Origin of the sequence: Pseudophaeobacter flagellatus, assembly GCF_021228235.1 — a bacterium.
Lineage (GTDB): Bacteria > Pseudomonadota > Alphaproteobacteria > Rhodobacterales > Rhodobacteraceae > Pseudophaeobacter > Pseudophaeobacter flagellatus.
The window spans coordinates 15,272-28,510 of record NZ_JAJQRG010000016.1 but is presented as its reverse complement, the minus strand read 5'-3'; the positions used below and the strand labels follow the sequence as shown (position 1 = coordinate 28,510).

General features: G+C 59.3%; 9 protein-coding genes. 3 read left to right on the top strand and 6 right to left on the bottom strand.

Features of this window, described 5'->3' with window-relative positions:
* The first annotated feature begins 18 nt into the window (after nucleotides 1-18).
* Nucleotides 19-849 carry a 3-oxoadipate:acetyl-CoA acetyltransferase gene (locus LRK71_RS19810; protein ID WP_232405707.1) on the top strand — a complete coding sequence of 277 codons (831 nt, stop codon included), beginning with the start codon at nucleotides 19-21 and terminating at the stop codon, nucleotides 847-849.
* Between the two features lie 96 nt (nucleotides 850-945).
* Here the strand turns inward: LRK71_RS19810 and cueR are convergent, their stop codons facing one another.
* The gene (gene cueR / locus LRK71_RS19805) at nucleotides 946-1,362 is read right to left on the bottom strand and encodes a Cu(I)-responsive transcriptional regulator (RefSeq protein ID WP_232405689.1); all 417 of its coding nucleotides are present in this window, start codon (nucleotides 1,360-1,362) and stop codon (nucleotides 946-948) included.
* A gap of 22 nt (nucleotides 1,363-1,384) precedes the next feature.
* Nucleotides 1,385-3,892 (bottom strand): heavy metal translocating P-type ATPase, encoded by a 2,508-nt coding sequence (locus LRK71_RS19800; protein WP_232405688.1) that lies wholly within the window; start codon nucleotides 3,890-3,892, stop codon nucleotides 1,385-1,387.
* A 300-nt stretch (nucleotides 3,893-4,192) separates the two neighbouring features.
* Between LRK71_RS19800 and LRK71_RS19795 the strand changes: the two genes are divergently transcribed.
* The gene (locus tag LRK71_RS19795) at nucleotides 4,193-5,305 is read left to right on the top strand and encodes an S-(hydroxymethyl)glutathione dehydrogenase/class III alcohol dehydrogenase (RefSeq protein ID WP_232405706.1); all 1,113 of its coding nucleotides are present in this window, start codon (nucleotides 4,193-4,195) and stop codon (nucleotides 5,303-5,305) included.
* An 88-nt stretch (nucleotides 5,306-5,393) separates the two neighbouring features.
* Here the strand turns inward: LRK71_RS19795 and LRK71_RS19790 are convergent, their stop codons facing one another.
* Nucleotides 5,394-6,491 carry a M24 family metallopeptidase gene (locus LRK71_RS19790; protein ID WP_232405687.1) on the bottom strand — a complete coding sequence of 366 codons (1,098 nt, stop codon included), beginning with the start codon at nucleotides 6,489-6,491 and terminating at the stop codon, nucleotides 5,394-5,396.
* A gap of 256 nt (nucleotides 6,492-6,747) precedes the next feature.
* On the opposite strand from LRK71_RS19790, the gene LRK71_RS19785 reads away from it, so the two are divergent.
* Nucleotides 6,748-8,094, top strand: coding sequence for an MFS transporter (locus tag LRK71_RS19785; RefSeq protein WP_232405686.1), 1,347 nt, complete (start codon nucleotides 6,748-6,750; stop codon nucleotides 8,092-8,094).
* 13 nt (nucleotides 8,095-8,107) lie between these two features.
* On the opposite strand, the gene LRK71_RS19780 is transcribed toward LRK71_RS19785, so the two are convergent.
* The 3 genes from LRK71_RS19780 to LRK71_RS19770 are packed head-to-tail and all read right to left on the bottom strand — an operon-like array spanning nucleotide 8,108 to nucleotide 12,898.
* Nucleotides 8,108-9,622 carry a SpoVR family protein gene (locus LRK71_RS19780; protein ID WP_232405685.1) on the bottom strand — a complete coding sequence of 505 codons (1,515 nt, stop codon included), beginning with the start codon at nucleotides 9,620-9,622 and terminating at the stop codon, nucleotides 8,108-8,110.
* Nucleotides 9,615-10,946 (bottom strand): YeaH/YhbH family protein, encoded by a 1,332-nt coding sequence (locus LRK71_RS19775; RefSeq protein ID WP_232405684.1) that lies wholly within the window; start codon nucleotides 10,944-10,946, stop codon nucleotides 9,615-9,617. Before LRK71_RS19775 ends, LRK71_RS19780 begins: the two co-directional genes overlap by 8 nt.
* A gap of 17 nt (nucleotides 10,947-10,963) precedes the next feature.
* On the bottom strand, nucleotides 10,964-12,898 hold the full coding sequence (locus LRK71_RS19770; protein WP_232405683.1) for a PrkA family serine protein kinase: 1,935 nt from the start codon (nucleotides 12,896-12,898) through the stop codon (nucleotides 10,964-10,966).
* Nucleotides 12,899-13,239: the final 341 nt, after the last annotated feature.

Sequence of the window (13,239 nt, the reverse complement as noted above, 5' to 3'; positions counted from 1 at the left end):
AGCATGATCACCTCCCCCCTGGGCAAGCCCTGTATCATCTGCGTTGCCATCACCGGGTCCGTTCCGCGCAAGGAACACAACCCGGCAGTGCCCGTGACCATTGCGGAACAGATCGAAAGCACCCAAGCAGCCTTTGAGGCTGGAGCCGCCATTGCCCACTGCCATGTGCGGAACGACGACCAAAGCCCAACCTCGGACCCCGAGAAATTTGGCCTGCTGCTTGAGGGGCTGAACAAACATTGTCCCGGCATGATCGTGCAACTTTCAACCGGTGGGCGCTCGGGCGCGGGCCAAGAACGCGGTGGCATGCTGTCGCTGCGCCCCGATATGGCCTCGCTCTCGGTGGGGTCCAACAACTTCCCCACCCGCGTCTATGAAAACCCGCCAGAGCTGGTGGATTGGCTGGCCAGCGAAATGCGCACCTACGACGTCAAGCCCGAGATCGAAGCCTTTGATCTGTCCCACATTCACCAGGCCGTGAAGATGAACACCGACGGGCGGATCAATGGCAAGCTCTATGTGCAGTTTGTCATGGGGGTTAAGAACGCCATGCCCGTTGATAAAGAAACCTTTGGTTTCTATATCAAAACAGTAGAACGCCTGGCACCAGATGCCGAATGGTGCGGCGCTGGCATTGGTCCCGGCCAGATCCAGATAAACGAATGGGCCATCGCGGCGGGTGGTCATACCCGCACCGGGCTGGAAGACAACCTGCGCCTGAACCGCGAAACCCTGGCGCCGTCAAATGCCGCGCTGGTGCAGCGCGCGGCGGAGCTTTGCGATAAATACGAACGCCCTGTCGCCAGCTGGCAGCAAGCGCGTGACATTCTGGGGCTGCGCCCCGCCTAATTCCGCCCCCTCGGAATAAAACAGGCAGGTCCCAAACGGGCCTGCCTGTTTCTTCATGTGCCACCTCTACACGCACCTCAGCACGAATGAGCGCGCCTAGGCCTTTACCCCCTGCTTGGGCAGCTCTGTCTGGCCTGCCAGATCTTTCAGGATCGGACAGTCCGGGCGGCTGTCCCCAGCGCAGCACTGAACCAGTTCGGTCAGGGTTTCCCGCATCGCCTGCAGATCCGCGATCTTGGCTTCGATCTTGCGCAGATGTTCCAGCGCCAACTGCTTGACGTCACCGCTGGCACGGCTTTCATCCTCATAGAGCGCCATCAACAGGCGGCATTCTTCGATGGTGAAGCCCAGCGCGCGGGCCCGCCCCAGAAAGGCCAGCTTGTGCAGGTCCGCCTCGACAAAGCATCTATAGCCATTGTTACTGCGGTGCGGCTTGATCAGGCCGATGTCTTCATAATAGCGAATGGTCTTGGCCGGCAGGCCCGAACGGGTTGAAACGTCACCGATATTCATACTGACCTCCTATTGTCGCAGCCTATAGCGCCGGGCGAGACGACGCGGCGTCCACGCGGGGCCGCCCTGCCTCTTCATCTAAGCTGGATTTCAGCCGATGCAAGCGTAGCGCGTTGGTCAGGACAAAGACACTGGACAGCGCCATGGCTCCCGCCGCAAGGCCAGGTGACAGCAGCCAGCCACCAAAGGGATAGAGCGCCCCGGCCGCCACTGGCACCAGCAAGATATTGTAACCAAAAGCCCAGATCAGGTTCTGCCGGATATTGCGCAGGGTGGCTCGGCTCACCGTCATGGCATTCACCACACCGCGGAGATCACCCGAGACCAGCACCACATCCGCCGCCTCGATCGCCACATCGGTGCCGGTGCCGATGGCAAGCCCCACATCTGCTGCGGCCAACGCGGGGGCATCGTTCAGCCCATCCCCGACAAAGGCCAGGGTGCCATATTCTGCCTGCAAGGCCTCCAGGGCGGCGACCTTGTCACCGGGCAGGCATTCGCTCCGCACCAGATCAATGTTCAGGCGGGCCGCAATGGCCTGGGCCGTGGCATCGGCATCGCCGGTGATCATCGCCACCTTAACCCCCTGCGCCTGCAACGCCAGGATTGCCTCGGGGCTGCCGGGCTTGATTGGGTCGGCAACCGCCAGCGCGGCGGCGGCGGTGCCGTCGATCGCAACATAGAAAGGTGTCTCGCCAGCTTTGGCCCAGGGTGCCGCCTGCGCCACAAGCGCCTCTGCCTCAATGCCTTCGCGCTGCATCAGACGGGCGGTGCCAACCAAAACCTGCCGCCCTTCGACCTTGGCACGCAGGCCATAACCCGGAATGGCCTCGACCGCTTCGGCCTTGGGCAGGTCACTGCCGGCAGCGGCCACCAGGGCACGGGCGATGGGATGTTCCGACTGCGCCTCGGCGGCACCGACAAGGCGCATCACCGCATCACGCGCAAAGCCGTCGCTGGCAGCAAACTGTGTCAGCGCGGGATGGCCTTTGGTCAGGGTGCCCGTCTTGTCCAGCGCCACCACCTGCACCGATTGCAGCCGTTGCAACGCATCGCCTTTGCGAAACAGCACCCCAAGCTGCGCTGCACGGCCGATGCCAACCATGATGGAGGTTGGCGTTGCCAGCCCCATGGCACAGGGGCAGGCAATGATCAGCACCGAAACCCCAGCAACCAGCGCCAGCGGCAAGGCTGGGGCCGGTCCCAGCAACATCCAAGCCAGCACTGTCAGCGCAGCCACCAGTATCACGGCGGGCACAAACCACAGGGTGATGCGATCCACCAGCCCCTGCACCGGCAGCTTTGCGCCCTGTGCCTGCTCTACCATCTGGATGATCTGCGCCAGGGCGGTATCCCGGCCGATATGGGTGGCGCGATAGTCTAGCGCCGCAGCACCGTTCACCGTCCCGGCCGAGACAACAGCCCCTACAGTTTTTTCAACGGGCACAGGTTCACCACTGAGCATGCTTTCATCGACATAGGACTGGCCGGATATGACTTCTCCATCCACCGCGATACGCCCGCCGGGCCGCACCCGGATCACATCCCCCGCGACGATATCGTCAACCGGGGTTTCCACCAGTTGATCACCGCGCATGACCTCGGCGGTTTTGGGCTGCAGGCTGACCAGTTTGCGAATGGCCGCCCCGGTGCGCCCCTTGGCGCGCGCCTCCAACAGACGACCAGTGAGGATCAGCACCACGATCACACAGGCCGCTTCATAGTAGACATGCGCTGTCCCCACTGGCAGCAAGCCGGGGGTAAAGGTGGAAATCACCGAAAACCCATAGGCCGCCGCCGTGCCCAGCGCCACCAGTGCGTTCATATCTGGCGCACCGCGCAGCAGGGCCGGAATGCCCTGGCTGTAGAACTGTCGCCCCGGCCCCGCCAATACTGCCGTGGCCAGCACGAACTGCAGCAGATAGCTGTTGAACTGGCCGATATTGGCCATCACCCAGTGATGCAGGCCCGGCACCATATGGCCGCCCATCTCGATCACAAAGACCGGCAGGGTCAGGATCCCAGCAATCAGCAACTGGCGTTGCAGCCGCAGTTGTTCATCCGCCTTGCGCTGCTGCAGCTCGGCCTCTCGATCTTGGATCTCTGCATCAGTCCGCCGATGCGCCGGATAGCCGGCATTGGTGCTGGCCTCGCTGAGCTGGGCTGCGGAGACCATGCCCGACAGATAATCGACCTCAGCCCGTTCGTTTGCCAGATTGACCTGCGCCAGGACCACCCCCGGCACCGCCTGCAAGGCGGCCTCGGCACGGCTAACACAAGAAGCACAGCTAAGCCCGGCGATATCAAGGCTCAGATGCGAGACCTCTGCCGGGTAGCCAGCCCGCTCCAGAGCCGCGGCAATATCCGCCATCGGCAGGTCTGCGGCGGCCTCAACCTGCGCCTTTCCCGTCGCCAAGTTGACCGAGGCCGCTTTGATGCCCTCTACCCCGCGCAGGGCTGCCTCGGCTCGGCCAACGCAACCCCCACAGGTAAGCCCCGAAATTTGCATCGAAATTTGCTGATATGCCATTCTCGTCAATCCAGAAGTTTTGATCATCTGCCCCTCACATGGGGCTTCCAGTCAAGGGAAGGTCAAGGCCTTCTTGACCAAAATTCTGCATTTTTGGTCGCATTTGAGATCTGCCTGCCTGTACAAGAAAGTTAGGATCGCCCCACCCTTGCCTGTTGAGTTTCGCGAATGTAACGCTAGGCACAGCATCCTTTCAGGTGCAGCAGCGCGCTGCCTCGAACCAGGGTGAACACGGCTTCCAATGATCCTACCCCCGATGGGGGCAGGGTCAGACAATACAAACGAAGGATCAAATACATGATGCGCACGCGTGCCGCCGTTGCCGTAGCTCCGGGCAAACCGCTCGAAGTGATGGAAGTGAACTTGGAAGGCCCCAAGGCGGGTGAAGTGCTGGTGGAAATCAAGGCCACCGGCCTGTGTCACACCGATGAATTCACCCGCTCTGGAGATGACCCCGAGGGGATTTTCCCTGCCATTCTGGGCCATGAGGGTGCCGGCATTGTGATCGAAGTGGGGGAAGGCGTCACCAGCCTGGAAGTCGGTGATCACGTGATCCCGCTCTACACGCCCGAATGCCGCGAATGCGAGTACTGCCTGAACCCCAAGACCAACCTCTGCCAGTCGATCCGCACCACCCAGGGCGCAGGCCTGCTGCCAGATGGCTCTACCCGGTTTTCGATGCTGGATGGCACGCCTATTCATCACTACATGGGCTGTTCGACCTTCGCCAACCACACTGTGGTCCCCGAAATCGCGCTGGCCAAGGTGCGCAAGGACGCGCCCTTTGACAAGATCTGCTACATCGGCTGTGGCGTCACCACCGGCATCGGTGCGGTGATCAACACCGCCAAGGTCGAAATCGGCTCGACCGCCATCGTCTTTGGCCTGGGCGGCATTGGCCTTAATGTGATTCAGGGGCTGCGGCTAGCCGGCGCCGACCAGATCGTCGGTGTTGACCTCAACCCCGGCAAGGTCGAGATGGCAACGCATTTTGGCATGACCGATTTTGTCAACCCGGCAGAGGTGAGCGGCGATCTGGTGGCGCATCTGGTCGAACTGACCGGCGGTGGCGCGGATTACACCTTTGACGCCACCGGCAATGTGAACGTGATGCGCACCGCGCTGGAAGCCGCGCACAAGGGCTGGGGCGAAAGCATCATCATCGGGGTGGCCCCGGCTGGCGCCGAGATCTCTACCCGTCCTTTCCAGCTGGTCACCGGGCGCAGCTGGCGCGGCACCGCTTTTGGCGGCGCCTCGGGACGTACCGATGTGCCAAAAATTGTCGATTGGTACATGGATGGCAAGATCGAGATCGACCCGATGATCACCCACAAGCTGACGCTGGATCAAATCAACGAAGGCTTTGAGCTGATGCACGCAGGCAAATCCATCCGCGCGGTTGTTGAATTCTGATCGTAGCGCAGACCTAAAGAGAAACCAGAAAGGCGCAGCCCATATCGGGACTGCGCCTTTTTGTTGCGTCAGTCTTGGCGCAGGGGCGTTAGCCGCCGACCACCAACAGCTCTTTGGGGAACTGGGTCAGGACCTGGCAGCCTGCTTCCGTAACCAAGACGTCATCTTCGATGCGCACTCCAAACTGCCCCGACAGGTAAAGCCCCGGCTCGTTGGTATAGACGGTTCCGGCGGGCAGCGTCTGGTGGTTGCCCCGCATGATATAGGGAGCCTCATGCACGTCACGGCCCAATCCGTGCCCGGTCTTGGTGCGGATATGTTCCGCAAAATCAGAGGCCTCCAGCACCCCTGTCACCACATCGTCAATCTGATGCGCAGTGACCCCGGCGCGGGTTGCCGCCAGCCCGGCCATATTGGCCGCCAGCACGGTGTCATAGACCGCACGGCCTGTCTCGCTGACCTCTGCAACAAAAACCGTGCGGGTGATATCGGCGCAGAATCCGTCCTTGCGGCCGCCAAAATCAAACAACAGCGCATCGCCGGGCTGGATTTTGTAATCCTCGCGGGCATGGCCGTGGGGCCGCGCCGCATTATCACCGGCCACCACAATAGGCGGAAAGGCCAGCGCGTCGGCACCTTCGGCAAACAGGGCCTGGATCAGGCGGCTTTCGATCTGCTTTTCGCTCTGCCCGACCTGAACGGTTTCCAGCACCTGCGCCAGAGCACGTTCTGAAAGATCAATCGCCCGTTGCAGCGCTGCGATATCCGTCTCTGTCTTGACCATCCGCAGCCCGGAAATCTCGCGCTCGGCGTCGATGATATCCAGCCCCGGAGTGGCCTGCATCAAAGCGTGGTGGACAAAAACCCGCATCACCTGGCCCTCAACCGCAAGCCGCTTGATCGGCAGATGCGCCGCAAGATCAGCAAAGGCCGTCTGATACCCGGTCTGGTCGCGCCAATCGAAAACCGCACCGTCAAAACCCAGCTGCCCCCAAGAGCCCAGCTCCAGATTGGGCAGCAGGGCCGCAGGCCTGCCTTCTGCGGGGATCACCAGCACGAATGGGCGTTCGTGGCTCATGAAATCTTGCCCAAGCGCGCGGGTGAAGTTCGGCCCTGGCACCAGGGCCAGTGCATCAACCGACATGGATTTGGCCAACTGGCGGTACTCGGCAAGAGAAGCGGTCATCAAGGGGTCTCCGGATGTTGAATAAGATAAGCAGGACACAGGATCGGGTGCCCCGGACTGGCAGGAACGCCAGCGGGAGGGCCTGCAAAGACCAATTAGAATATTTTATCCAATTTGGAAACACTCTTGTCCATCAAGCGCCGCCGCCCCGCCCGCATGCAGCGCCCGTCAGCGGCCTCAGCGATTGCAATTCGCCGCCGCAGCATGATGATAGGGGCGCGCCCCTACCCAACTGGCAGCAAGGGAAGACCACGTCATGCTTGCGATTTTACGAAACCGCACCTTTCGCCACATGTTTGCCGCCCAGGTGATTGCCCTTATTGGCACCGGGCTGGCCACCGTGGCCCTGGGGCTGATTGCCTATGATCTGGCCGGAGCAGATGCCGCGATGGTTCTGGGCATCGCGCTGACCATCAAGATGATCAGCTATGTCACCCTGGCCCCCATCGCGGCGGCGCTGGCGACACAGTATCCCCGCCGGACCTGGCTGGTCAGCCTGGATATCCTGCGGGCCATGGTGGCGCTGGCCCTGCCCTTTGTCACCGAGATCTGGCAGATCTATGTGCTGATTTTTGCCATGCAGGCGGCCTCGGCCGGGTTTACACCGGCCTTTCAGGCCACCATCCCCGACATTCTGCCACGTGAAGAGGATTACACCCAGGCGCTGTCGCTGTCGCGTCTGGCCTATGATATTGAAAGCCTGCTGTCCCCGGCCCTGGCCGCGGCCTTGCTGACGTTGGTGGCCGCCCCCTCGCTGTTTATCGGCACCGCGCTTGGCTTTTTTGCCTCGACGCTTTTTGTCATCTCAGTCACCCTGCCCAGCCCCAAGCCCAGCGCAGCCAAGGGGTTTTACCAGCGCACCACCCTAGGCATCGGGATCTATTTAAAAACACCCCGGCTGCGCGGGTTGCTGGGGTTCTCCACCGCCGCCGCCGCAGTCAGCGCCGTTGTGATCATCAATACCGTGGTGATCATCCGCGCCGAGTTGGGCCTCTCCCAGCAAATAGTGGCGCTGGCGCTAGCCTGCTTTGGCGCCGGGTCGATGCTGGCCGCACTGATACTTCCCAGAGTGCTGACCAAGTGGCACGACCGCAGCGTGATGAGCGCCGGCGCAGTGATCGCGATTGCCGCCCAAGGCGGGTTGGGGTTCTACACCCTGATGCTTGAAACCGCACTGCCGCTTGTGCTGATCAGCTGGTTTGCCTCGGGGCTTGGCTATGCCACGATCCTGACGCCATCGGGGCGATTGCTGAAACGTTCAGCCCACCCCGAGGACAGACCTGCAGTCTTTGCCGCCCAGTTCACCCTGTCGCATTGCTGCTGGCTGGTCACCTATCCCCTGTCCGGCTGGAGCATGAGCCACCTTGGAATGGGGCCTTCGCTGCTCCTTCTGAACGGGTTGGCAGTTCTCGGGCTGTTCTATGCACGGCGACAGTGGCCTGCCAATGATCCAACCAACCTGCCCCATCGGCATCCGGATCTGGCGCCGGATCATCCACATCTAACAGAGACCGCCCGGCGCACCGATAGCGCATCGGGATCGCAGCCGCACCAGCACCCCTATGTGATTGATGAGCTGCACAAAACCTACCCGCCGGGATGATGTATGTCCTGCTTTAACTCTCAACCACGGTTTCGACCGCGTCCAGCGTGACCTCATAACCCCAGAGACGGCGCAGGTGTTTCAACACTTCTTCTTTGTTGGCCTCATCCAGATGAATGCCATCGCGTACCGTATGGGTCAAAATCAAGCACCGGTCGCCACTCAGATCCGCATCGGTGACCTGAATGTCGGGTTCCAGATAGGCCAGATTATATTGCTGCGCCAGGTCCTGGCGGATCGCCTTGTAACCGGCACGATTATGGATCTGGCTGACCACCAGATCTTTTTGAGAGGCGTCATCCACCAGGGTAAACAGCTTGAATTTGCGCATCAAATGCGGCGATAGAAACTGCTGGATAAAGCTCTCATCGCGGTAGTTGGCCCAGGCGTGGCGCAGTACATGGCGCCAATCGTCATGACCTGCGATATCGGGAAACCAGTCGCGGTCTTCTTCTGTTGGCTCTTCGCAGATGCGCCGGATATCCATCATCATGGCAAAGCCCAGAGCATAGGGGTTGATGCCACTATAACGCGGATCGTCAAAGTCGGGCTGCAACACCACATTGGTATGGCTGTGCATCATCTCCAGATAGGCAGCTTCCGACAGGCGTCCCTGGCTAAAGAGCTCGTTGATGATGTGATAGTGTACAAAGGTGGCGCAGCCCTCATTCATCACCTTGGTTTGCTTTTGCGGATAGAAATACTGCGCCAGCATTCGCACGATCCGCAGCAATTCACGCTGCCAGGGTTCCAGGACGGGACTGTGCTTTTCCAGAAAATACAGGATGTTCTCCTGCGGCAGGTTCATGCTCTTGCGGCGCGCCGCCAGGGGCGCATCCTTAGGTGTCTCTGCACTGTCGTGCCCTAGGGTGGCATCCGTCCAGATATCGAGCAAACTGCGACTGCCCGCATAGCCATCGCGCACGCGTTGCATCGCCGCTAGCTCTTGCGACGTCGGCTTGGGCGGGCGGCCATAGCGAAACACCCCCTGGGTTTGCAAAGCATGCCCAGCATCAAGAATTTCCTCAACAGCATCAATCCCATAGCGCTCTTCACAGGCGGCGATATAATTCTTGGCAAAGGCCAGGTAATCCTGAATGCCATCGGCATCTGTCCATTGCAGAAACAGATAGTTGTTCTTGAAAAAATGGTTATGCCCAAAAGCTGCATGCGCCATGACCAGCACCTGCATCGCCATGGTGTTTTCTTCCATATTATAGCTGATGCAGGGGTTGGAGTTGATCACAATCTCATAGGCAAGCCCCTGACGACCAGAGCGATACAGCGCCTCATCGCGGGCAAAATGCTTGCCAAAAGACCAATGCTGATACATCAGCGGCAGCCCGACGCAGGAATAGGCATCCAGCATCTGTTCCGACGAGATGATTTCGATCTGGTTTTGATAGAGGTTCAGTCCCAGGTCATTCAGCGCGATTTCCTCAATGGCATCGCGGGCCTTTTCCAGCAGCGCAAAGCTCCATTCTGGCCCCTCAAACAGTAGTTTGGAGCCTGACTTTGCTTCAGGCATTCTGGCCTCCTTTCAGCCGGGGTAAAAAGAACTCTCTGAAAATTGGGTAGATATGTGCCGCATGGGCGACCCGCTGCATTGCAAAATGCTCGGTCTGGTCTTTTACCGCCCGGTAATTCTGCCATAGGTCATCCCCGACGGACAGATCTTGCAGCAGATCCTCGGCGTCTTCTTCAACCACCTCGATATAGGCGTAATACTGGCAGACGGGCAGCAGATCCTCGAGCAACAGTTTTTTGCAGCGCACGGAATCATTGCCAAAATTCTCTCCATCCGAGACCTGTGCGCCATAGATGTTCCACTCTTGCGGCGGATAGCGATCGGTGATGATTTCGCGCATCTTGTCCAGCGCAGTAGACACAATGGTGCCGCCGGTCTCGCGGGCATAAAAGAAGGTCTCTTCGTCCACCTCCTGGGCGTGATGTGTATGGCGGATAAAAACTAGCTCTGTCTGTTCATAACAGCGCGCCAGAAACAGGTGCAAAAGCAGGAAGAACCGCTTGCCCAGGTCTTTTTCACGGTCCTGCATAGAACCAGAGACATCCATCAGGCAAAAGACAACCGCCCGAGACTTGCGGACCTTTTCAGGTACATGGGTGTCAAACCGCAGATCAATCGGGTCGATATAGCCCACCATCTTGCGCTTGCGCTGCAGCCTCTCCAGCCGGGCGCACATCTCTGCCAGCAACTCTTCCTGCGCGTCAGAGCGATTGGGCAGCGCTTCGAGCATTTCAATCTCGCTCTGCAGCTCTTCCTCGGCGCGACGTGACGGGCGGTGCAGGGCGATGCGGCGGCCCAGCGCATTGCGCATGGTGCGCACCAGGTTGAGGTTATTGGGCGTCCCGACCGTGGTCAGCCCGGCCCGGCGAGTGCCGATTGTCTCTGTCTCGACCGATGATTTTTCAACCAGGTCGGGCAGTTCCAACCCATCAAACAGGATTTCCAGATATTCATCCTGTGTCAGGGTAAAGGAGAACTCATCCTCGCCCTCGCCATCTTCGGAGGCCTCGCGCCCGTTCTGCCCCGCACCGCCCTTTGGCTTGGGCAGGGTATCGCCAACAACAAATTCCTTATTGCCCGGCAGCACATGCCGCCGGTTACCCCCCTTAGAGCCATGGAAGAAACGCGGCTCTTGCAGGCCACGCGCCGGGATTGTCACCTGTTCGCCATCCACCGGCACGGCCTCGCCATCCTGGATGGATTTATCGCGCACCGATCTGTCCACCCGGTCCTTGATATTTTCACGGGCCCGACGCAAGAACCGCTGCCGGTTGCCATGGCTTTTGCCCTTTGGATTGGCACGTCTGTCGATAAAGTGATGCACTGTCCTGCCGCCCCCTTTTACCCGGCCTTATTGACCCGCATGTACCATTCCACCAAGCGGCGCACCTGACGATCAGTGTAGCCATGGCTGCGCATGCGTTCGACGAATTCCTGGTGTTTGCTTTCCGTTTTGCTGTCCTTCTTGCTGCCAAAGCTGATCACCGGCAGCAGTTCTTCGACCTGGCTGAACATGTGCTTTTCAATCACATCACGCAGTTTCTCATAAGAGTTCCAGGCCGGGTTCGCGCCGGTATTGGCCCGATGGCGCAGAGCAAATTTGACCACCTCGTTGCGAAAATCCTTGGGATTGGCTATCCCCACCGGCTTTTCAATCTTGCTCAGCTCAGCATCCAGGATGTCGCGATCATAGAGCTGGCCTGTGTCGGGATCCTTGTAATCCTGCTCTTCTATCCAAGCGTCGGCATAGGCAATATAGCGGTCAAAGACATTCTGGCCATATTCACTATAGCTCTCCAGATAGGCCTTTTGTATTTCATTGCCGATGAATTCCTCATAGCGCGGCGCCAGATCGGATTTGATGAACTCCAGATATTTTGCCTCTACCTCGCGCGGGAACTGTTCCCGCTTGATCGTCTGTTCCAACACATACATCAGATGCACCGGATCGGCGGCGATTTCATTGGTGTCGAAATTGAAGGTCGACGACAGCACCTTAAAGGCAAAGCGAGTAGAGATCCCGGTCATGCCCTCATCCACCCCGGCCCGATCCTGATATTCCTGCACGGTCTTGGCCTTGGGATCCGTGTCTTTCAGGCTCTCACCGTCATAGACCCGCATCTTGGAATAGAGGTTCGAATTCTCGTGCGGCTTCAACCGGGTCAACACTGAAAACCGGCTGAGGATCTTGAGTGTTTCTGGCGCACAGGGCGCGGCGGCCAGCTCACTGTGCTGGATCAGCTTGTCATAGATAAGCGCCTCATCAGTAACCCGCAGGCAATAGGGCACCTTGACGATCGACACCCGGTCAATAAAGGCCTCGTTGTTCTTGTTGTTCTTAAAGGCCTGCCATTCGCTCTCATTGGAATGGGCCAGCACCAGGCCGGTAAAGGGAATGGCCCCAAAGCTTTCGGTGCCCATATAGTTGCCTTCCTGGGTGGCGGTCAGCAGGGGGTGCAACATTTTGATGGGCGCCTTGAACATCTCGACAAATTCCAGAATGCCCTGATTGGCGCGGTTCAGACCGCCAGAAAAACTGTAGGCATCCGGGTTGTCCTGGCTGAAATGCTCCAGCTGGCGAATGTCGACCTTCCCCACCAGGGTCGAAATGTCCTGGTTGTTTTCATCACCGGGTTCGACCTTGGCCACCCCGACGCGCCGCAGCCCCGAAGGGTAGACCCGCGCCACGGTAAATTTGTTGATATCGCCGCCATATTCATCCAGCCTCTGCACCGCCCAGGGCGAGAGCAGACCAGGCAGGCGATGGCGGGCAATGCCGTATTTCTCTTCCATCACCTCACCCATGCGCACCGGGTCAAACAGGCCCAGCGGGCTTTCATAGATTGGCGACAGCTGATCGCCCGCCTTCAGCACATAGATCGGTTGATCTTCGACCAGCCGTTTGAGCTGCTCTGCCAAAGAGGACTTGCCACCGCCCACCGGCCCCAAGAGATAGAGGATCTGCTTGCGCTCTTCCAAGCCCTGGGCAGCATGGCGGAAATAGCCGACGATCCGTTCAATGGTGTCTTCCATCCCATAGAAATCTTTGAAGGCGCGATAGCATTTGATGGTGCGGTTCTGAAAGATCGGCCCAAGTCGCGCATCGCGTGAGGTATCAATCTTCTCTTCCTCGCCAATCGCCTTGAGCATCCGTTCAGCCACATTGGCATAGAGGCTCGGATCCGTTCGGCACCCCTCAAGATAGGCATTGAGGGACATTTCCTCTTCACGGGTCTGGCCGTAGTGCTCTGCAAAAATCTCGGCAATATCATTCATCGGGATCTAGCCTCCTGGGGTTACGCTGCGCCTGTCCTCCTGGCGGTGGGAAACCCACGGACACGAGACAGGCCAAGCCTGGCCGAGGGATGTCCGCGAGTGTCTTTGGTTGTATGATCTCTGCTCTTGCCCGGCGAAGCCCAATGCACTGGCTGCCCGCTTCGGTCAGAGGGCTTGCTCGGGTGTGGACGGGGCTCGGGCGCCGGTTCGTCATCCGCGTAATCTTGCGCGCGGGGACATTAGGTTCATGGTTCATACTAATAAGAACTGGTGTACTTTCAGTTAATATCCAGAGGAAAATTAACAAATTCCTTCACAACTTTGCCAGTACAAGTGCGCCC

Bases quoted from the DNA above. Each gene is read 5' to 3' on its own strand.
- LRK71_RS19785 (WP_232405686.1), top strand. From the start codon at position 6,748: ATGCTTGCGATTTTACGAAACCGCACCTTTCGCCACATGTTTGCCGCC.
- LRK71_RS19790 (WP_232405687.1), bottom strand. From the start codon at position 6,491: ATGACCGCTTCTCTTGCCGAGTACCGCCAGTTGGCCAAATCCATGTCG.
- LRK71_RS19800 (WP_232405688.1), bottom strand. From the start codon at position 3,892: ATGGCATATCAGCAAATTTCGATGCAAATTTCGGGGCTTACCTGTGGG.
- LRK71_RS19770 (WP_232405683.1), bottom strand. From the start codon at position 12,898: ATGAATGATATTGCCGAGATTTTTGCAGAGCACTACGGCCAGACCCGT.
- LRK71_RS19780 (WP_232405685.1), bottom strand. From the start codon at position 9,622: ATGCCTGAAGCAAAGTCAGGCTCCAAACTACTGTTTGAGGGGCCAGAA.
- cueR (WP_232405689.1), bottom strand. From the start codon at position 1,362: ATGAATATCGGTGACGTTTCAACCCGTTCGGGCCTGCCGGCCAAGACC.
- LRK71_RS19795 (WP_232405706.1), top strand. From the start codon at position 4,193: ATGCGCACGCGTGCCGCCGTTGCCGTAGCTCCGGGCAAACCGCTCGAA.